This window comes from Pseudoalteromonas sp. CO348 (assembly GCF_004208845.1).
GTDB classification, from domain to species: Bacteria; Pseudomonadota; Gammaproteobacteria; order Enterobacterales; family Alteromonadaceae; genus Pseudoalteromonas; species Pseudoalteromonas maricaloris.
Genome location: NZ_SGPI01000002.1, coordinates 49,133 through 70,446, shown reverse-complemented (window position 1 = coordinate 70,446; position 21,314 = coordinate 49,133). Strand labels below are relative to the sequence as shown.

13 protein-coding genes are annotated in these 21,314 nt (G+C 44.5%); 6 read left to right on the top strand and 7 right to left on the bottom strand.

Going from position 1 to position 21,314, the window contains the following annotated elements; all coding sequences use genetic code 11:
• Positions 1 to 3: 3 nt before the first annotated feature.
• Both EXT48_RS00535 and EXT48_RS00530 read right to left on the bottom strand, forming a co-directional pair.
• Positions 4 to 684: a DNA-3-methyladenine glycosylase I gene (locus EXT48_RS00535; protein WP_130163300.1), complete on the bottom strand. Its 681-nt coding sequence runs from the start codon at positions 682 to 684 to the stop codon at positions 4 to 6.
• 212 nt (positions 685 to 896) lie between these two features.
• The gene (locus tag EXT48_RS00530; protein ID WP_130163299.1) at positions 897 to 2,531 is read right to left on the bottom strand and encodes a cyclic peptide export ABC transporter; all 1,635 of its coding nucleotides are present in this window, start codon (positions 2,529 to 2,531) and stop codon (positions 897 to 899) included.
• Between the two features lie 99 nt (positions 2,532 to 2,630).
• Here EXT48_RS00530 and EXT48_RS00525 point away from each other — a divergent pair, with 99 nt between their 5' ends.
• The 6 genes from EXT48_RS00525 to dhbA all read left to right on the top strand — a co-directional run bounded on the left by EXT48_RS00525 (position 2,631) and on the right by dhbA (position 9,217).
• Positions 2,631 to 3,386: a (2Fe-2S)-binding protein gene (locus EXT48_RS00525; protein ID WP_130163298.1), complete on the top strand. Its 756-nt coding sequence runs from the start codon at positions 2,631 to 2,633 to the stop codon at positions 3,384 to 3,386.
• Between the two features lie 79 nt (positions 3,387 to 3,465).
• Entirely contained in the window at positions 3,466 to 4,680 is a 1,215-nt protein-coding gene (locus EXT48_RS00520; RefSeq protein WP_130163297.1) for an isochorismate synthase MenF, read from the top strand.
• Positions 4,667 to 6,283, top strand: a complete 1,617-nt coding sequence (locus EXT48_RS00515; RefSeq protein WP_130163296.1) for a (2,3-dihydroxybenzoyl)adenylate synthase — start codon at positions 4,667 to 4,669, stop codon at positions 6,281 to 6,283. The genes EXT48_RS00520 and EXT48_RS00515 overlap by 14 nt, the downstream gene beginning before the upstream one ends.
• A gap of 9 nt (positions 6,284 to 6,292) precedes the next feature.
• Positions 6,293 to 7,159: an isochorismatase family protein gene (locus EXT48_RS00510; protein WP_130163295.1), complete on the top strand. Its 867-nt coding sequence runs from the start codon at positions 6,293 to 6,295 to the stop codon at positions 7,157 to 7,159.
• Positions 7,159 to 8,466, top strand: a complete 1,308-nt coding sequence (locus EXT48_RS00505; RefSeq protein WP_130163294.1) for a condensation domain-containing protein — start codon at positions 7,159 to 7,161, stop codon at positions 8,464 to 8,466. The genes EXT48_RS00510 and EXT48_RS00505 overlap by 1 nt, the downstream gene beginning before the upstream one ends.
• Positions 8,453 to 9,217 carry a 2,3-dihydro-2,3-dihydroxybenzoate dehydrogenase gene (dhbA, locus tag EXT48_RS00500; RefSeq protein WP_130163293.1) on the top strand — a complete coding sequence of 255 codons (765 nt, stop codon included), beginning with the start codon at positions 8,453 to 8,455 and terminating at the stop codon, positions 9,215 to 9,217. The genes EXT48_RS00505 and dhbA overlap by 14 nt, the downstream gene beginning before the upstream one ends.
• Positions 9,218 to 9,406: 189 nt before the next feature.
• Here the strand turns inward: dhbA and EXT48_RS00495 are convergent, their stop codons facing one another.
• The 5 genes from EXT48_RS00495 to EXT48_RS00475 all read right to left on the bottom strand — a co-directional run bounded on the left by EXT48_RS00495 (position 9,407) and on the right by EXT48_RS00475 (position 21,184).
• A complete protein-coding gene (locus tag EXT48_RS00495; protein WP_130163292.1) occupies positions 9,407 to 10,735 on the bottom strand; it encodes a PepSY domain-containing protein in 1,329 nt (442 codons plus the stop codon).
• A 53-nt stretch (positions 10,736 to 10,788) separates the two neighbouring features.
• Positions 10,789 to 12,870 (bottom strand): TonB-dependent siderophore receptor, encoded by a 2,082-nt coding sequence (locus tag EXT48_RS00490; RefSeq protein WP_130163291.1) that lies wholly within the window; start codon positions 12,868 to 12,870, stop codon positions 10,789 to 10,791.
• 81 nt (positions 12,871 to 12,951) lie between these two features.
• Positions 12,952 to 16,908: an amino acid adenylation domain-containing protein gene (locus tag EXT48_RS00485; RefSeq protein ID WP_240703327.1), complete on the bottom strand. Its 3,957-nt coding sequence runs from the start codon at positions 16,906 to 16,908 to the stop codon at positions 12,952 to 12,954.
• 88 nt (positions 16,909 to 16,996) lie between these two features.
• Entirely contained in the window at positions 16,997 to 20,107 is a 3,111-nt protein-coding gene (locus tag EXT48_RS00480) for an amino acid adenylation domain-containing protein (protein WP_130163289.1), read from the bottom strand.
• Between the two features lie 15 nt (positions 20,108 to 20,122).
• A complete protein-coding gene (locus EXT48_RS00475) occupies positions 20,123 to 21,184 on the bottom strand; it encodes a TauD/TfdA family dioxygenase (protein WP_130163288.1) in 1,062 nt (353 codons plus the stop codon).
• Positions 21,185 to 21,314 lie beyond the last annotated feature (130 nt).

The window sequence follows — 21,314 nt, the reverse complement described above, 5'->3', positions numbered from 1 at the left end:
TTTTTAGCGAATATTGTCACCAACACTCATTGACACAATTTGGCTTAACTCTTGTAAGCTAAGCCCGCTATATTGACGCATTTCATTGAAAAATTGCTGCGCCGCTTGCAGTGACTTCTGACTTTGCAAGCCACCATCGATGATCTCCTCGGCACGTAGTACCGTTTCGACATCTTTACTCAGTAAAAACGTATCTTTACCTAACACACGAAGCGCGTAAGGGCCAGTATTCCCTCCAAGTCTCGAGCCATGCTTTTTCAAGTACAGCCACAAACCAACAATATTGTCTTCCGGCCAGTTTGCGACGAATTCACTAAAGCGGCCATGCTGTTGTTGCACTTCAAAAATCATATGGCAATTATCAGCGATACTTTTTACCTTTTTAGCATTACGAATGATCCGTTCATCCTGACTACGTTGCTCGTACATTTCAGGAGACATCATTAACAACTTCTCGATTGAGAATTGCCAAAACACTTCTCTAAAGCCGTCCCATTTATTATCAACCACCGCCCAATAAAACCCGCTTTGGAATATCTTGCGCGTAAATTCTTCTAGCCATTGATCATCACTTAATGCCAATAGCGATTTGGTGCTCAATGGCTGACTAAGCTTAGCTTTTAGCGCCGCCTCAGAGCCTTTACGCTCGGCAGCTCTATGATAAATTTTTTCGAATACTTTCATGCTCATGACCGAGTTTGCTTGGTATTGTATACAGAGTAACTTATCTCGCCTAAGCTCGGAATAACAACCTGTTCACTAACGGTAGTTTTTCCTTACGGCGACCTGAGCCAGCCATTTATGTGAGAGGTTTTGATGAAATCTTAATGAAGGGCTAGGCCTAGCCGCGTTACTGACTGCGGCTAGGTTGATGTTTCATGTATAAAAAAATCTAATTAGGCTAATGCAGGAGTTTGAGTTACAGGGAGTTGGGAGACTTCGGTTAGGCAACCATTTTCCATTTTTAATAACCTGTCAGCCAATGAGAAGTATTTATCATCGTGCGTGATCACCAAAATCGTTTTTCCTTTGTTTCTTAATTCAGGCAGAAGCTCTCGATAAAATACATCTTTAAAGACCGGGTCTTGGTCCGCTGCCCACTCATCAAAGAGATAAAATGGCCTATCCTCAAGGTAGGCAACAACTAAAGCAAGACGTTTTCGCTGGCCTTGTGATAAACGTTGTGTTGTGAAGCGGCCCGATTCAATACTCACTTTATGGTGTAAATTAAGCTTGCGAATTAGCTCATTTCCTTTTCGCTCCAGCTGATCGCAAGGCACATTTAACAAACGATCGAATAAGTAGTAATCACCAAACACCGTACTAAAAAGTTGGCGATAAGCATCTAATCCAGCGCCGCTAATCGACTGGTTATCTACGACGATCTCTCCTTCGTCTGCTTCATACAAACCGCACAGTACTTTAGCGAAAGTTGTTTTGCCACTACCATTGCCCCCAACAAGATAAATGAGTTCGCCTTGCTTAAACTCAAGATCTATTGGTTTCAGTGAAAATATATCGTCGCTTTGCTCGTGATAGTAACGGTGACACAGTGCGTGTAATTGGATACTGTTAAACTGTTTGAAAACTTGCACACTATTTCCATCATCACTCATCAACTCATCGGTTAATGTTTTGATGGTATTCGCTGAGGCTTGCGCGGCAAAAGCTCTGGGTATATTTGCCAGTAAGGTTTCTAATGGCGTTAGCATATAGAGAAATAACAGTGCGAAGCCAGACATAATGCGCTGACTCTCTTCACCAGTTTGCTGAGATAAAAAATATAACGCCCCACCAATGAAGGTAAAAATCAAAAAGCCACCCCAAGAGGAGGCCATATGCAGAATAGAAACCCCCTCAATACGTTCTTTTCTTAAAGCATCTATCGCCGGATGCAATACTTCTAACTTGAAGAATGCTCGCTTACTGCGATTCAGTTTAAGCTCTTTGATACCGTCAGTGATCGCATCAAACTGTTGAAAAAGGCTGTCTTGCATCGCTGCAGCGTTCGCTATTTTTTTAAACGCAACATTGTTTGCAAAACTATAGCTCACCGAACCTAAAACCAAGGTCAGTAATGCGAAAAGAAATATTAACCAGTCTAACCAAGCCATATATACGAAAGCACCAAGCACTATCATGGCATTCGTCAATATACCCGGCATACTCATGAAAAACCCTGCCACCTTTAAACTATGCTCTGTTAAGCAAGATTTGATCTTCGCGTCTCCCTGTAACTCTATGTGACTAATTTTTGCTTCTATCGTTTTATCAGCAACCAGTTTTCTTAACTCGGCTTGGCTATGCTCACTCAACTGTTCAGCAACTAATTTAGAAATTAGCTGTACCACGACCCCTGATATTGCCAGCGCCGCAAAAACCCAAAAGAACTCAGTCTGACGCTCGCCTTTGGCATTTATGATTTCGTTAATAAGTGCCACCAGTGAAACACTAATAATGCCGAATACAACGCTGCTCAGCGCAGTGGCCACAAAGCGTTGCCAAGTCTTTTTTATCAGAAAAACTAACACGATTTCTCCCAAGGATGATCAAATCCCTTACAGGACGACTTTGAACTAAAAAAATTCACTTGGATCGCGTCTTATATTAAAAACTCAACAACCTTGACTATGTTGCCAATTCTTAAACCTTACCTGCCACCACCGCTTGATAACTATGCTAGAGGTGTTGCACTTATTTCTGGTGATAAAACCTCTTTTGCTCAGCAAATCAAAAATATAACCACCTTAAGTGACGCGATCTCTCGCTTTAGTTCAACAAAGGGAGTGACAAATAAAAAGGCGCAGGCCTCAGTTTGGCACATGCACTACACACTGCGTATCATGCCCTCAATTTTATTTACGCACAGTGTGTTAGGCCGTGTACTCCCATTGGCTTTAGATAAAGTCGTGATCGACATGGAGAGCTGGCAACTACAGCTGCCCAATCAAGGGAGAGCCGTGGAGTATCACGATACAGCTACGCACTATGCCGAGTTTATTGACGCGCATTTAGCTCCGTTACATGCCTTTTTAAATCAGCAATTTGGGGTTGCTGAGCATGTTTTATCGAGTAATTGCGCTTTTCGTTTGAGGCAGTTTTTTCCAACCATCATTCATTATGTCGGCGAACGCCCTAAGGTAAACGATGACTATCACACTTTGTCTCAGGCAGTGAAGATCGGGGAACATGTAAACCCTTTCTATACCCCAGAGCTGCAACTCTGTGACGAGCGTGGTCCCTATCAACTGAGGGAGTCATGCTGCCTGTTACATAAAACAAGCGATGGCAAGCTTTGTCGCGACTGCCCAAAGCACCCTCATCACTTTGACGCCCATCAACAACAGCGAACTTTGCGCAGGGCTGTTTTAACAAACTCGATATAAATCTAAATCTTTATTGTTTACCTTCGTCTTGATTTCAATTAATTCGTTTTCACTGCTGTGATATCAGCAAGGTGTGCTTATGGACTTTAGCCAAGTTATTCAACTCGAACAATATGCAAAAGCCACGCAATTTAACCCGCAGAACAACTGCCTGTTTACAACGGGTACGCATTGCTTAGTTAGTCAAGGGATCAAGAAACGCGTCACTTTACCCATTGGTGATACAAAGGATTTAGTCGCTGCAATTGACTCTCACATGCATAATGAGCCAGACAACACTATCGCCTTTGCCGCTTTGCCATTTTGCAAAACAGAGCACGCGCAAATTATTATTCCAGAGCAAGTTTCTCGTTGGGAAAAAGCGGCATTCAGTGCTTGGTTTGACGCTGAGTTAGCGTCATGCCAAGGCGTACCAAACTCGCTATTAGAAATTACCGATTTACAGCCTCAGGCTCAATTTGAAAACGCAGTTTCTCAAGCCAAACTGCTATTTGATGCCGGGCTACTAAATAAAATTGTTTTGAGTAAGCAGACTCAACTGCGCTTTGCAGAGCAAATTAATTCCCAAGCCGTACTGCGGAATTTGCTACAACAAAGCCAATCTGGCTACCACTTTTCATTCCCTACAACTGACAACGCAATTTTAATGGGTGTCAGTCCCGAGCTATTACTGCGCAAGCAAGCTGAGAAATTAACCACTAACCCGCTGGCAGGTTCAATTCCAAGGGATACTTGCCCAAAGGAAGAAGCGCACCGCCGCAGTGTATTGTTTGCCTCTAAAAAAGATAGATATGAGCATGCCGTTGTCATTGAAGACATTCAGCAAGTATTGACGCCTCTTTGCAGTGCACTTCATATTCCAGCTCAACCTGAGCTATTGAGCACAGCCACTATGTGGCATTTATCTACAGTCATTTCAGGGGTCTTAAAAGAATCAGCAACCCATAGCTTAGCAATTGCAAACCAATTACATCCAACCCCCGCACTCTGCGGTAAGCCAACTGCTGATGCTTATCCCAAAATAGCAGAACTAGAGCAGCAAAGCAGAGGATTGTTTTCGGGGATCATTGGCTGGTTTGATAAGCACGGCAATGGCGAATGGGTAGTGGTGATCCGCTGCGCAGAATTACGCGATAAGACCGCAAAGTTATTTGCGGGAGCAGGTATTGTTGCTGCATCAGACCCGCGCTCTGAATGGCTAGAAACAGAAGCCAAACTCAATACCATGCTAAACGCACTCGAAACCAAGCAAGCATATTACGCAATGAGAAATACATTCCATGAAGCAAATTGATTTTACTCCTTGGCCAGCTGAATTAGCCGAGCGCTACCGCGAAAAGGGTTATTGGCAAGACCTACCGCTAACTTGTGTAATTAGCGATCAATTAATACAACATGCAAACAAGCCAGCTGTCATTGACGAACATCGGAGCTTAACTTATTTGCAGCTTGATCAATATAGCAATCACTTAGCTGCTTATCTCTCAGCGCAAGGGGTTCAACAAGGAGACACAGCGCTTATCCAGTTGGCTAATCAAGTCGAATTCTATATCAGCTTATTCGCACTTCTCAAGCTTGGCGCAGCCCCTGTGTGCGCACTATTCAGCCATAAACAGACTGAAATTAGAAGTTACTGTGAACAGCTAGCACCTAAGGTGTTAATCGTTTCTTCAGCACATGAATTGTACCGAGATGAGCAATTCATATTATCGTTACAAAAAGACTACCCTAGCATACGGACAACACTGATAGATCACCCAAAAGGTAATAGTCAGCTTAAACAAGCTTACTTGCAATCACGACCATTTTCAGTGCCAGACTTAGACCCGACTCAGGTAGCATTTTTCCAGCTATCAGGTGGAAGTACTGGCACACCAAAGTTGATCCCAAGAACTCACAATGACTACTTATATTCCGTGGTGGCAAGTAAAGACATTTGTGAATTGACGGAGCAACATGTTTATCTTTGTGCTCTGCCAGCCCCACATAACTTCCCGCTTAGCTCTCCGGGCGCCTTGGGTTTTTTTGCTGCGGGTGGCACCGTTGTCTTAGCCCCAGATCCAAGCCCCAGCAGCTGCTTTAGTTTGATTGAAAAATATCAAGTAACACACACTGCATTGGTTCCTCCAGCTTTGCAGCTATGGTTACAACATGCCCCCAAAAGCCAATATCGCCTAGACAGCCTTGATGTCATTCAAGTGGGTGGCGCTAAATTAAGTTTAACGATAGCACAACAAGTCAAACCTGTTCTTGGCTGCCAACTACAACAAGTTTTTGGCATGGCTGAGGGGCTAGTTAACTACACACGTTACAATGATGACCTATGGCACATTCTCAATACTCAAGGGTGTCCAATTAGTGAAGATGATGAAATCAGAGTCGTGGATGAATACGGCAACCCCGTGCCAGATGGTGAAGAGGGGCGATTGTTGACACGAGGACCCTATACGATTCGAGGATATTATCGCTCGCCTGAGCACAACCAAACTGCATTTGATGAGCAGGGATTTTATAGTTCTGGAGATTTGGTAAAACGTCTGCCATCTGGACATTTAATCGTTACAGGTCGCGTCAAAGATCAAATCAATCGAGGCGGGGAAAAAATAGCTGCGGAAGAAGTTGAAAACCTATTACTCAGCCACCCAAATATTCAACAAGCCGCCATTGTTGCAATGCCTGACCCAACCTTGGGAGAAAAAAGTTTCGCTTTCCTGATCGGTATACCGCTGAAACCATTAGCCATTCGCAAATACCTACGTGAACAGGGAATTGCAGATTACAAGGTACCGGATAAGTTTAAGTTTATAGATAGCTTACCACTGACTCCCGTGGGTAAAGTCGATAAAAAACAGCTCCGTAGCGAAACTGAAGCATTGCAAAAATCCATTCAACTTTAGAGAAGTAAAATGACTATACCTAAATTAAATCACTATTCTTTACCTCGCGCAGCTGAACTTGCGCCAAATCGAGTGGATTGGCAACTTGACCCGCAACGTACTGCGTTACTTATCCATGATGTGCAACATTACTTTATCTCTTTTTATGGTACAGACAATCCACTAGTACAAACCATGATAGAAAACATTCAGCGAATTAAAGCGTATTGTTACCAACATGATATTCCGGTCTATTATACCGCCCAGCCGATCAAACAAGGTCGCAATGAACGAGGGTTACTGCTAGATATGTGGGGAGCTGGACTACAAGATCCGAGTCAACAACCCATAGTTGATGCATTAGCGCCTACCAAACAGGATATTGTCCTGACAAAGTGGCGATATAGCGCTTTTCAAAAATGCGATTTCGAAGCGCAGCTAAAAGCACAGCAACGAGACCAACTTTTGATTGTCGGTATTTACGGCCATATTGGTGTGATGACCACAGCTATTGATGCATTTATGCGTGACATACAGCCTTTCGTTGTCGCTGATGCAATTGCAGACTTCACCAAAGACGAGCATATGATGGCCCTACACATCATAGGTCAACGTGCAGGAAAAGTGATCACGACAGCAGAAGTGATTGGCGAAGCAAGTATTAACCTGACTACGCTCGCGGGACTTAAAGCATTCATTTTACCTTTGATCGACTGTGAGCCAGATGAGTTTGATGAACATGAAAGCTTGATTGATTACGGTCTAGATTCAGTGCAAGTGATGAACTTGATTTCATTATGGCAACAACAAGGTATTGAAACTAACTTTATTGAGCTAGCACAAATGCCTACTCTCGCGGCTTGGGTAGAGCTGATTGAATCTCGGATGGCAGAATAATGGCATTGCCATTAACCGCTTCTCAACACGCGATGTGGCTACTACACACGATCAGTGGCCAAGGCAACTTATTTAATGTCGCTGAGTGCTTGGAGTTTCAAGGTAAAATAGATGCCGAGCAATTTTCCATCGCACTCCACCATGTCTTTGGGCAAAGTGATTTGCTGCGCAGTAACTTTATCCATAATGACGATTTTATTCCAAGTATAGTAGTTGGACAATCGCTACCTCTGCTGATCACCGAATATCTTGATCATGATATTGCTTCTCTAGCTGAGTTTATGCCACAACAAGTAGCGCATGAGCTGGCCAAATCTTTTGACTTAAGCTCTGGTTGCTTGATGCGATTTAAATTGGTGCGCACCCCTAGCCAAGATTATTGCTTTATTGTTGCCCATCACATTGTCCTTGATGGCTTTGGCTTTGGTTTATTTCATCAAGCGTTAAGTCGCAGTTATCAGGCTTTAAACACAGGGAAACCTCTGCCAAATTGCCATTTTGCTTCACAGCAACAACTGCTAGATCTGCATGGTAGTGAGCGCTACCAAAAGCAACTATCTGAGGCTGCAAGCTCTCTTAACGAATGGCTTGATGAATACCCGGTGGCACAAAGCTTTAGTGGCAGCAAAGCTGCGATTACTGAACCAAACCAACGCTACCATTTCGCGTTAGCTCGAACTCAGTGGCAAACGTTACAATCGGCAGCAAACCTAGTTCAAGCCACCCCCAGTGAAATATTGCTAAGTGTAGTTGCCATAGTGTTAGCGGCTAAATGCAACAGCCCTAAAGTGACATTAGGATTGGTGATGATGAATCGCCAAGATCCAGTGGAGTTTTCATGCCCCACCGTACAAAGCAATGTGTTACCACTGCCGCTAACTTTGCCAACGTCAGGAGGATTGGCAGATGTGGCCAAGTACATCAATAGGCAGATAAAACGCGTGAAGCCATTACAATGCTATCGTGTTGAGCATTTGAAACGAGACCGCAAACAACAAGGCAAAGCGATTGAAGTTAGCGGCCCGACAGTAAATATTTTGCCCTTTACTAGCCACCCACGCTATGGCGAAGTCAAAAGTCGCAGCCATATTCTTAGTGCTGGAACGACGGACGACTTTATGCTGCAAATCTATTTAAATGGTGATGATCCCGTGCAGTTTGATATTGATTACAATCCAGCAAGGTATTCCCCTGAGCTGGTTGTATCTATTGCAGAAGCAATGCAGGAAGCAGCTAATCTCTGGTCGAACGCGCCGTCTTTGCCTTATCTCTCCGTCATAGAGGAAATGAACAATGTGCTTCGATGACAGCCTTAAGCAAGAGTATCACAACAAAACGGTTTGGGTGACTGGTGCAGGACAAGGCATAGGACTAAGTGTCGCAAAGCAGTTTGCGCGGCTTGGCACTCATGTCGTGGGTTTCGATAAGCAGTTTGCAACTACAGAACCGCTATTTAAAGCCATACACTGTGATCTAGCAGACCTCGCGACATTGGAGCATACGCTAACAACATTAGTGCGACAAGATCTCGCTCCATATAGCTTAATTAATGTTGCGGGCGTACTCGAACTTGGCGCGCTAGAGACATTATCACTTGAGCAGTGGCAACACTGTCAGCACGTTAACGCTGGCGCCGTATTTGTTTTCCTGAAGTCTTGTGCAGCTCATTTCAAACAGCAACGTAGTGGCAGCATAGTGACGGTTAGCTCCAATGCGAGCCATACGCCCCGCCAAAACATGGCAGCCTATTGCGCCTCGAAATCAGCCTCAACCCAATTAACCCTTACAGCAGGGTTAGAATTGGCTGAATATGGCATACGCGCTAATGTGATTGCTCCGGGCTCTACGTTAACGCCAATGCAAACGGGTATGTGGCGAGATAACTCAGGTGCAGAGCAAGTGATCAAAGGGTTCCCGAGTCAATATAAACTTGGGATCCCACTGCAAAAGCTTGCAACACCTGAAGAAATCGCCCACTCGGTGCTATTTTATGCCTCATCCCTAAGCTCACATACCACCATGCAAGTGGTCACTATAGATGGTGGTGCGACACTTTAGGTTTACTAATAAACCTGAGCTGTGGATAATTAATGCCTTTCTAGCAGCCAGTTTTAGCGCTAACTGCGTTGAATTCACTTCCAATAGCCAGCTATTGGTGCTTAAATTCGCCTAGTTATCCCCAAAACTCTCTGGCTAGATAAGAAGATAGTTTAAGGTGATTAAAAAAACAGTGAGTTAGCTCATTCCTTATCCAAACCTCAGGTTAATAAGCGTTGCTTCGCGACATAAGTTAAGTAACGCGCCTCCCCATACAACAATGATAAAGCAAGTGACTAACGTCCAAATCGACAAAAACAGCGCCGACCCCGTTGGTAGCACAGGAAACTGGCCTGCGACTCCATAGTTCATAAGCGTATGATAGGCGTAGTAAGCAATGCATACCAAAAGGCTTAAACTAAAAACCAAAGAAGCTTTCACGCCGCGTAGATCTTCTTTTCGGCGCAGCTTGAGCTGGCGTTTAACATACATATAAGTGCCGCTAAGCACCAAAAATGAAAGTGCAACCCCAAAGATGCACCACAATATTTTTACCCATATGCCGGCAAAATTACCAAAATGCAAAGGATCCGCGGTATCAGATAAACGCCAATATATTCCCTGACTAGACGCAGTTTGGCTATATACGACTTCCCCAGTATAGGGATCCACATACACCTTATTTGCTCTGTCCCTAACCAATACGTCACTGGATTGGCCTTCAACATAAAAATACCCTCCGGAATATCTAATCGCTCTAATTTCCAGATCTGGTCTCGCTTCTCTGACTTTTGCAGCAAGCGCCACAACAGAGAGCTGAGGCTTATCTTGTGGTTGCAATTCAGGTAAGGGGTTCACAGCAAAATCACCAACATCAGTAAACGCAGTTTTACCATCAGCCAAGTCCATTCTGACAAACTCAAACAAGTACCACATACTGGTTATCGCAATCACCACTGCTAACCACAAACTCCATACTCCAGCTAATTTGTGTGAGCTTGCGACCTTAGCGCGAGTATCGCCGCTAAGTTTTAGTGTAAATAACTTTTTCCACCAGCCTCGATACAAATACAAAGCACTAATCGTGGATACGCATAGCGGAATGGCAAATAGCAAAACCAAGTAATAAGACACAATGCTGTCGAACACACCAAAAAAATGCATATGAAAATCTCGGAAAAACCGCTGAATATTCAAAAAGCTCGTTTTCCCTTGTATATTTCCAGTGTATGGATCAACGTAAATATGCTGCCATGGATTATCTGGCAAGCGAACCACAAAATCGTGAGCAAAATGCGCTTGTGGACCTGCAAAAGCGATCCCTATTCGTGCGTCTGGATAGGTTTCTTGAACCTTTTCGTAAGCACTCGCTAAACTGACTTGTGGACTACTTTCTGCCGCTCTCACGGTGTCATCGAATAGCCAATCTAATTCGTAAGAAATGGTCGCAAATGCCCCTGTCCAACAGATCACGAACAATAGCAAGCCGAACCAAACACCGCTTAAACTATGCCAACTGAACCATTGTTTTGCTGTCATGCTTTTCTCCTAAAAAGAGCAGTTGGCTAAAAAGCCAACTCTTCTCTCCCTGTTTAAAATCGATAGTCGACCGTTAAGCTCGCACTACGTGGATCGCCTGGAAACAACTGACTATAACTATAGCCACCGGTCCAATGTACTTTGTCGAACACATTGTCAATCACCAAGGAGGTCTTCCAACTGTCCACCTGATAGTACACACCTGCGTTGTAGATCAGATAGCTAGGCAATATTAACCCTGTAGAGGAGGTTGCTCGCTCCCCCACATAGCTTGCCCCGATCCCAAATGCCCAATTATCATCTAACTGGTAACGTGACCATACAGTGGCCATATGTTTAGCTGCGCCCTCTTTGCGTTTGCCCACTTCACTATCATTCAAATCTTTGGTTACTTTCGCTGAGTTATAAGCATAATTGGCAATTACGGAAAGTTGTTCCGTGATTTGACCATTAAGATCGAACTCAAATCCACGCGCTTGCTCGGCACCACGCTGACGATACATATATCGAGCAAAATCGATTTTGGCTGATGCTTCAGCGTCATATAGCACGACATTTTCACGGGTTATTTGATAGATAGCTGTGGTTAATTGTAAATCATCGCTAAATAAACGCGCTTTAAAGCCGACCTCATATAATTCGCTATCTTGCGGTTTAAATGGGCCACCTTGTTCAGGATTATTTGAGTATAGAGGAGGAGGCTCAAAGCCCTGCATCCAACTCGCATAAAGGCTCTGAGTATCTGATAGCTTATACACAGCTCCCAATCGCGGTAGCAGTTGGCTATCTTTCGAGGAGCCACCGCCGGTATTATCTAGATCAAAACTTTCTTCACGTAAGCTCGCCAGTACCGACCATTGACCAAATACCATACGGTCTTGAATATAGATCCCTTCACTTTGTAGGTTACCACCAAACACAGGTCGCTGAGTTGCATTGTAGCTATCAGTATCGCGGCGCTTGTATTCAGGATTTAGAATATCGAACTGCATCGCATCGTTAGCTACTCGCTGGCTGGATTCTCTAAATCTATCAATATAGTCATAGCCAATCACCACATTGTGTTCGATATCACCGAGGTAAAAGTTGCCATTTAGATAACTGGAAAAGGAGTCTGATTGTGCTTCTGAAGCACGCTCAATGTAGCGCAAATTGACGATAGAGTCTGAATTATCAGCATAATTTCCAATACCGTGCTCGACTAAGTCTTGATCACTATTCTGATGCATATACTGCACAGCTAACCACCAAGCATCGCTAAAACGATAGTCAACTGCTAAGCTGCTGATCAAGCTTTCTGTATCTAGCTTATCCCCTGGCTGTGTTGCCGAAACTTCAATCGGGATCGTGCCCAAACGCTGGCTACCACGGATATTCGGCTGCCCTCGTTCTAAGATCCCTTCACTGTCTGAATACACCAGTTCGAGGTTAAGCTTAAGCGTGTCACTGGGAATAAAAGTGACACTAGGTGACACTAATAGCCCTTTATTAAATGCTTGGTTTCTAAAAGAGTCTGAGTCTTCATAACCCACATTGAGTCGATACAGCACCGACTCCGATGCATTGATTGCACCTGTGGTGTCAAGAGCAACATACTTCTCTTGATAACTCCCAACTCGAGCACTCAATTCATGACGACTAGTCGCTAACGGCTTTTTGGTTACAGTATTGATTACACCACCTGGGCTGGCGTCACCAAAAATAGCTGAGGCAGGGCCTTTAACCACCTCTACTCGCTCAACATGCGCAATGGCGGTTTGTGACCAAAAATCATTATAAGTTCGCATACCATTGAGGCGGCGATCATCTTGACTGCGAAAGCCTCGGATGGTGATGTCGTTATACACTGAAAATTCGCTCGCCCCGCTGACAAAAGGCGTCACGTCGTTTAGCCGCATCAATCCTTGTTGCTTGATTAGTTCTTTTGTCACGGCGCTAATTGACTGTGGAAGGTCTAAAACATCAGCTGCCGTCTTTGTCGCTGAATACGTGTAAGTGGCAAAGTTTTTTTCCGAATCCCGTCCCAACACTTCGATCACTTCAATGTCTTCATTTGCCACTGATTGCTCAGCAGACCAAGCTGGTGCTGCGATACAACTGACTAGTATAAGCACTCGCTTACCTACAAATTGCATGGTAATAATCTCCCTTTTATATTAACCACGGGTTAATTACCTGCAATAGTAACGAAAACAGTTATCATTTACAATTTGATTTTATTCAACGCTTATTACTTCTTGTACAGCTTCAATGACACTAGGGTGCGAGATAATCTGCATATGATCAACATCAACATAATCCGAGTGCTGAATATCCAAACGCTGACAAAATCGTTTTGCAACTTCCACATCACGCTCGTTACTCCACACAGTGTAATAGTCAACACCATCACCTTGCCGATAGTTAAGAGCATGACGACCAGCACAGCGCAATAAGTAAGTCTGCTCTAAGGTTTGCACTATTTCGGTGGTAGGCATAGCTGCAACACTTTCTTCAAGCACATCAATATGCTCTAGAAGAAAACGCGTGATATCGTCAGCTCTTTCTGCCACTGAACCTCCATCAGACCAAGGAAACTGAGCAACCGCTTGATAAAACTCAGCTTCAGAGTTTGGAGCAGCAATGCTCTCTGAGAGTCTTGTTAGAATATAATCACGCCAACTTTCTGGTTGGGTATTGGTTGGTTCGAACGGGTCCCAGCTATCAATTAAAAGCACACTGTTTACGCGTGTATTTCTTCCCGTTAGCGCTTCAACCAATTGCAATGCTATCGCTCCCCCCAAAGACCAGCCAAGTACATAAATATTCTGATACTGGCTAAGATCTCCGAGCTGATCCGCATAGCGATGCGCCAAAGTACTAAAATCATCCTGTTGTGATAACTCAAGATCAGGGGTAATACCAATACAGCGCATATATTCAGGCAATGCCATAGCAAGGGGTCTATATGACATAGTAAAACCGCGACCGTCATGAAGACATATCAGCAAATCGCTATATGACTTCGATGATGCAGATTCAGGTAAAATGTCACAAATATTAGATTGTTTAGAAAGCGCAATTTGCTGAGCCAAATCACGCAAGTTATCTGCTTGCCAAATAGCTTGTGCGAGTAAGGGCTCTGGTCGAGCTAATTTTTGCCATTGATGCACCATACGTAACGCATGAATGGAGTTTCCACCCAACGCAAAGAAGTTATCTTCTCGATATACTTGGTTAACCTGCAGCACTTGCTGCCATACTCTAGCTAGCGCTTGTTCAAGATGACCTTGAGGTTGCGTTCCCTGACGGCTTTCCTGCAACGGTTTAGGTAATGCTTTTCTATCCACCTTGCCACTGTGATTAAGCGGTAACGCTTCTAACAAGATGATTTGTTCTGGCACCATATAACTGGGTAACAAATCACTGACAGCTGCTGTTATTTGGCCGCGACTTAACGTCTGCGTGCAAACATAAGCAACAAGTCGTTTATCATTATCATCACCATGCGCTACCACTACCGCTTGATTGACTCCTTCCACCCTTAACAACTGGCTTTCTATTTCCCCCGTTTCTATACGGTGCCCACGGATCTTCACTTGATGATCTGTCCGCCCAAGAAAGCGCAGCTCGTTGTGTTCGTTACGCTCAACCAAATCTCCCGTGCGATAGAGTCGCTCGCCTACACTGGAAAAAGGATTCGCAATAAATCGCTGTGCAGTCAACGCCGGTTGCTCCATGTAACCTCGCGCTAACCCTGCACCACCAATGTAAAGCTCTCCGGCAACTCCCGTTGGGCACATATTCAGATAGCTATCTAAAACATATAACTGTGTATTACGAATTGGGAAACCAAGATGAATATTATCCTGTACCCGATGGCATGAAGACCACACCGTGGTTTCAGTAGGGCCATACATGTTATAAAGCACAACTTGCTTGGCTTTTAATGCTTGAGCCAACACAGGAGGTAATGCTTCTCCACCGCATAACCCAACGATAGGATGTGAAAGCAGTGATTTAGCCAGTAGCCCCTGCCATCCCGCAGGAGTGGCTTGAATATGACTAACTCCCTCCAAGTCACATGCTTTCAAACTGAATACAGAATCTGCAATCCTAACTTGCGCACCGCAAACCAATGGCAGATATAACTCTAAGCCCGAAATATCAAAACCAAGCGCAGTTAAAGCCAACCATTTTGAATCTTGAGTGAGCGAAAATTGGGATTTCATTGCTAAGATAAAATTAACCAGATTGCCGTGGGTAATTGCGACCCCCTTAGGCTGTCCTGTGGAGCCTGAGGTGTATAAAATATAAGCAAGCTGCTGGGCACAAACCTGCAGTGACGTCTTATGGTCTTGATATCGTGTTCGATTCACTTCTGCAATCGACCAAACCGGTAATCCACTTGGGTTAAATATATCTTCTAAGTTGGTCACGATAGCCCTTGCAGCACTCGATGCAAAGATTAATTGTTGCCGCTGATGAGGCATATTGGGATCAACGGGGACATAGACCACACCTGCCTGCATACATCCGAGCAGTGCAACAATCATATCTACCTGGCGCGAAACGACCACCACCACTCTATCCTCGGATTGCACGCCTTGTTCGATAAGGAAGTTTGCAAAATTGTCACTCAGTTGCAGTAACGTTTCGTAATTCAGCTTGGCACCGCTGTCATCTTGCAATGCAATTGCAGCCAAGGGGATCTGTTGCTGTTTAATCAATTCGACGACTGTAGCCACTTCGTTAGTTTGTCGTGATGCACACAATGTAGCGTCTGGTTGATAGACAACTATGTTATTAATGGCCGTTTCAGGCTTGCTGATCAATGCATCCAGTAAGTTCAGGTAACAGGTTAAGAGCTGATCTAATAAAGCCGCGCGATACATAGCACCATCAGCTTCGAAGTAAAGCTCGATATTCCCATCTTGCACGCTCACGTCCAATGATAATTCAAACTTAGCAACCTGACTCTCAACATTTATTGGGCGTAGTGCCAGCGCCATGTCATCGCTTGGAACGGTGTCGCTTTGTAAGTAATTAAACAGAACTTGAAAGTGCGGATGCCTATCCGCTAATACAGGCCAATTTAATTGTTCTGCAAGCCACTCAAATGGAACTTGATCTTCATTTATCAGCCTTAGGGTATGGCGCTGGTTTTGGTTGACGGCCTCTGTGAATGTCACTCCCTCACGCACTTCGTTTTTATAGAGCTGCGTATTCATAAAACAACCCACTACATCAGCGAGTTCAGGCAGATTTCGAGCAGCGGTTGGCGAACCAATCAAAAAGTCTTGCGTGCTGCTAAAACGGCTTAATGTTGCTTGCAATAAAGTCATAAAAACGGCCGCTGAAGTACAGCCATGACGCTGACAAAAAGCGTTAACCTGCTGGACTTGCTGCTCAGATAGCCGGTGACTGAGCATTACAGGGAAAGAGGAAAGCGTTGTCATTGACTCCTTGCTCGGCAAGGTGAGCGGCTGAGGCTGCTGTTTAATATACTCCCGCCAATAAGTCAGCGTTTCATTGGCACTATCATGAGCAAGGTATTCACTTTGCCACATTGCATAATCTAAGTAGCGGCAACTTGGTTTGACCAATGCGTTTCCCTGATATGCGGCTAATAAATCTTTTAATATCAGTGTTTTTGACCAAGCATCACTTACAATATGGTGATTCCGTAGTAACAAATACCCACCCTGTGCAGTATTCACCCAAGCGGCTTTTAAAAGTGGTACCTGACTTAAATTAAACGGCACATTACACCATGACTTCACAGCAGCTTGCTCAAGGAGTGATTGGCTATCTAATATCGAGTCTATATCAATGATGGTGAGCGGCACCTTACATGCAGAGGCAACGACCTGAGTTGCAGTGCCATCGAACTGATAAAAGGTACGAAAGATCTCATGGCATTCGACTAGTGCGTCCAATGCTGATTGCAACCGAGTAAGATCTAATGCAATAGGCGCATGATATGTACGTAATACGTCGTAAGCATTACTTTGTGGGTCTATTTGCTGGAGCAGCCATAAACGTTTTTGTTGCAATGAAAGTACACCCGAAACCCTCTCTGTTGCAACAACCCCTGTCACTTCATCCTCTACCTCAGGTTCATTCCATAACTGCGCCAACAGGTCCAAATCAAGTCCATCTACCAATTCATCCGCTAACTCATTATTTGACATACACATACTCATAAAAATAAAAGTGGGAGCCGCTGGCTCCCACTTCATAGTCTAAAGATAATCGAAAGCTACGCTTTCACTTTGATATCTATGTGGCTTTCAGACCCATTTTTTCACGCAATGCCGCTTGCTGCTCAGGGGTCAGCGTTGCCAGTTTGATTTGCGTCAATGCTAATTTCTCCAATCTAGACGGATCGCCACTTAAGTTATTTAGTGCTTGCGCCAAAGATTGAATACTTGGATTGTCAAAGACCACACCAGGCTCAACGTTGAGTAATAGTAATTTCTTAATCCGCGTCGCAAATTTGATGGCTGATAGCGAATGACCACCCAAATCAAAGAAGCTCGCATCACAGCTGACTCGTTCCACTTCTAAAATCTTCGCCAGTGTTGACGCCAGCAAGGTTTCCAACTGACTATTCGGGGCTACATAGGTAGACAGTGTAAGATCGGCAATCTTAGGTAGACCTTGGCGGTCCACTTTACCGTTAGCCAATAAAGGCAGCTCAGCTATGCTGACAAAGAATGCCGGTACCATTGCATCAGGCAACACGTCACGTAGCTGCGTTTGCAGCGCTAAATTGTCTTGTCCTGTAAGCAGCTCAGCTGGGGTAGTTTGTTTGTCCAGATACTGAGTAAGAAAGGCAACCAATACAGCCTCATTACCATAATGTTGTACAGCAACAAAGCAATCGATACTTTCCAAGTGCTGAGAAATTGACTGTGCCACCTCATTAGGTTCCACCCTGAATCCACGGATCTGAACTTGGTCATCTTTACGACCAGACAAGCTAATGGATCCATCCGGTAGATAACGAGCAAGATCCCCAGTTCGATAGAGTCGCTCAGCCCACTGACTGTTATTTACAAACGCATCATCGGACCCCACGTTGATGTAGCCGGGAGACAATTGCTGACCAGCGATACAAAGTTCACCCTGCTCACCAGTAGCACACAGTGCATCTTGGGAGTCTAAGATAAAAATTTGAGTGCCAGAGAAAACATGACTTAATCTAGGTACCGCAGCATCAAAGCGCGCATTATTTTCGTATTGGTGTGACATTACACCGACCGTCGTTTCAGTTGGGCCGTAGTGATTAAATACCTGTGCCTGTGGGGCAAGTTTATGCACTTTTTGGATCAACGCAGGTTTTGCCGCTTCCCCACCAAGGATCAATTTACTTGGAAGACGCGCCGGTACGACTTCTAGTAACGCTTGCAAGTGAGAAGGTACTATTTTTACGCAATCAACGTCTTGATCTGCCACAAAGCGACCAAATGCCTCACCATCAAGCATTTCTTGCTCATTCGCTACAACTAAACTTGCACCGTTGTAAAACGCATTAAACAATGTTGTATTGCCAATATCAGCCGCTACGGTCGACGTTAAGCCAAAGCGTTGATTCTCTTGTAAGCCTAAAGCATGGGATGAGGCCGCACAGTACTGCGCCAGTTGTCGATGTGCAATCGCCACGCCTTTTGGTACCCCCGTCGAACCCGACGTAAATAGAACATAGGCGGTGTTATCCAAGCTTATTTCAGGTAAGACACCCGCATCAAGCTCAAGTTGTTGTGCATCAAGTAGTAACTGCTCAATATTTTGCTCATTAATATGAAGTGTGGCACTAGCAGCTTCCAGTACACGCTGCTTACGCGCTTCTGGCCAACTCGGGTCGATAGGGCAATATGCTGCACCAGCTCGCATCACGGCCAACAGCGTAACAACCTGCTGCCAACCTCTAGGCAGTGATAACAGCACAATATCACCCTGCTTTATACCTTGAGCTTGTAATGATTGAGCCAATTTATTAACTAAAGTCACTAGCTGGTTATAGCTCAGAGCATGCGCGCCATCGACCAAAGCCACATGCTCACTTTTAGCATCAGCAAAATAATCGAGCTGTTCAAAGATATGAGAGGCTGTTACCCCTTTATCGGCATTCAATTCAACAAAACGCTGCTGCTCCAATGGCGTAACTAATGAAATTTCACTCACTGGAGTCGCCAACTTTTGCGGTGCCTGAGCGAGTAAATACACAAATTGCTCCAGTAACAAGGTAGCAGCTTGATGAGAATACGCAGCACTATTAAATTGCAACCTAACGCGGTCATCAGCAATGGTTAAACTCAATTCGGCGTTATCAGCCGTCACTGCTGTGGCTTCAACACTCGCAAGTGTAGAAGCAAACTGAGTCATCACGCTACTTGTTGCTAAGCCCTCAGGGCTTTCAAAACATTCAGCCCACTCATTATGTTGCTCTAGCGTGAAAGCAAACTGACCTATCCATTCCTTCAATACTTGCATCGCAGCCACAGGTACTTGAACAGGTAGTGCTTGGGTATAAACTCCAAGCGCATCAGCTAGGTCTTCACTCATTCTGCGAGGATCATAGCCAATATTAGTTATAAAGCTTTGCCCCGAAATACGTGCTAATAACAACCACCAAAGCGACAAATACACACTTTCGGCTTCGACTTCTAACTGTTGTGCCAGCGCTGTAATGCCGTCAGCAACCGCTTGTGGTAAGTCATCATCAACGCATTGCAAGCGTTGTAATGTACCTTGCTCAGGGGCCTTATGATAAGGCAACGCGAAGTGATCTTTTGCCGTGCTAAGTTGACTAATATATTGCTGCCAATAGGCTTTACCCTGAAGTGATTCTTCACTGCTGGTCAGCTCTTCAAGCCAAGCGAGAAAATCTGGATATTGAACACTTTCCTCACGCTCAACGTTCGGCGCTAGCAATCGTTGCGCAATGTTTTCAGTACTCGCAAGATCAACACATAGCGCATGCGTGCGCACCAAAAGGTAAACCTCGTCTTGATGAGCGACTCTTATTACTTGTAGATTCTGACCCGATGCCGGGTTTAACGACAGCGGATATAAACTATCTAATGTTGCTAAGTTGATGCTGGTGCTCGATTCTAGCGTCACTGACTCAACCACTGGTTTGGCGACCTCTTGAGGTAACTGCCTTAACCCACGAAAACCTGGAACTTCAGCAAATGCAAAACTTAGTACAATATTGTCATCAATTACTTCGTTTAATCTTGCCTGTAGCTGCTCAGCGCTATACTGAAAATCCAGCCGTAAGAGCGTACTATTAAAAGCCAGTGGCTCTAATGAATTACCTTGGTTTTGCTGCTGCGCACTCAGTGAAATACCTTGTGGATAAGCAGAGATATATTCTTGGATCATAAGATACACTACCTTTTACTGTACGTTATTTGCGTGTTGTAACTCTTGTTGCGTATAGATGTCCCCCATCGCAACAACGATTTTTCGTGGACCCTCGAATGGATCTCTTGCGTGTGCAGCAAGCATATTATCTAGCATCACGACATCTCCTTGCTGCCAGTCAAAGCGAACGGCACAGGTTTCGTATGCGGCGCCAATAATCGCCATTTCTTCCTCACTAATCGCGCTTCCATCGCCAAAGTAGACATGCCTAGGTAATCTTTGCTCACCTACCAGTTCAATTAGACTTTCTTTAACCTCTGGCTCCAAACAGGCGATATGATGTAATTGAACTTGGTTAAAGAACGACCTTTCTTTCGTAAGCGGATGGACTATTACACCATGAGTTTTAGTTTTGGTTTGTAAGCCATCGTTTTCTAACCAGCTGTATTCAATACCTGCTGCGCGGAGTCGCTCTTCCACCTCAATTTTGCTATCGGTCTTATAGAAGTGTTGCCAACTTACATCCACACTTTTGTGGAAATTGCGAAGATAGAGCAGGCCTTTTTCTTCAATTTTCTTAACCAACTCACTTGGCAACACAGATAACATGCGACGACAATCGACAATCGGGGTTGTACCGCCAACAGGTGAAGGTAGTTCACAAAAAAACCACTGTTTACGAGGCCACTGCTCTAAGTGAGAGCTCTCGTTGTGATAAAGGATCATTTTGTTTTCAGGGTAGGGAGTCGATTTATACGTCTTCTTACCGCCCTCTTTTTTGGGCAGATCACCATAGTTACCATAAAGCCCAGGTTGGATCGCACTGGCAAATTGCTCAAAGTCCTGCGGTGTTTTTAGGCCAAAACCACGGAAGACCAACCCTGAATATTTCAGCAAGTTAGTTTCTATAAAATCTCGATTTGCTTCAGCCCAAATGTACGGGTCTAAATCTTTACTGGTTGGTTGGATCACCGCAGGAAACCCTTCGGCTCCTGGGAAAAATGTCGTAGAAGTTGCAGCCTGAGTAGCGCTAGCTGCGGGTTTTACCCCTTTTTTAAGTGATGAAAATTTACCTTTTCGCACAGTGGACGTCATCGTTTTCTCCTGTCATAGACTCATACCAATCCGCGGTAATGAACTATCGGACCTCCAATAGAACATCGCCCTGCTACCTTGAGTTGGTCTGCTTAGCGATATGACGTAAGACAAATTATTTTCTTTACTA

Coding starts and splice junctions, on each gene's coding strand:
- EXT48_RS00535 (WP_130163300.1), bottom strand. CDS start 684: ATGAAAGTATTCGAAAAAATTTATCATAGAGCTGCCGAGCGTAAAGGC.
- EXT48_RS00525 (WP_130163298.1), top strand. CDS start 2,631: ATGTTGCCAATTCTTAAACCTTACCTGCCACCACCGCTTGATAACTAT.
- EXT48_RS00520 (WP_130163297.1), top strand. CDS start 3,466: ATGGACTTTAGCCAAGTTATTCAACTCGAACAATATGCAAAAGCCACG.
- EXT48_RS00515 (WP_130163296.1), top strand. CDS start 4,667: ATGAAGCAAATTGATTTTACTCCTTGGCCAGCTGAATTAGCCGAGCGC.
- EXT48_RS00510 (WP_130163295.1), top strand. CDS start 6,293: ATGACTATACCTAAATTAAATCACTATTCTTTACCTCGCGCAGCTGAA.
- EXT48_RS00505 (WP_130163294.1), top strand. CDS start 7,159: ATGGCATTGCCATTAACCGCTTCTCAACACGCGATGTGGCTACTACAC.
- dhbA (WP_130163293.1), top strand. CDS start 8,453: ATGTGCTTCGATGACAGCCTTAAGCAAGAGTATCACAACAAAACGGTT.
- EXT48_RS00495 (WP_130163292.1), bottom strand. CDS start 10,735: ATGACAGCAAAACAATGGTTCAGTTGGCATAGTTTAAGCGGTGTTTGG.
- EXT48_RS00490 (WP_130163291.1), bottom strand. CDS start 12,870: ATGCAATTTGTAGGTAAGCGAGTGCTTATACTAGTCAGTTGTATCGCA.
- EXT48_RS00485 (WP_240703327.1), bottom strand. CDS start 16,908: ATGTCAAATAATGAGTTAGCGGATGAATTGGTAGATGGACTTGATTTG.
- EXT48_RS00480 (WP_130163289.1), bottom strand. CDS start 20,107: ATGATCCAAGAATATATCTCTGCTTATCCACAAGGTATTTCACTGAGT.
- EXT48_RS00475 (WP_130163288.1), bottom strand. CDS start 21,184: ATGACGTCCACTGTGCGAAAAGGTAAATTTTCATCACTTAAAAAAGGG.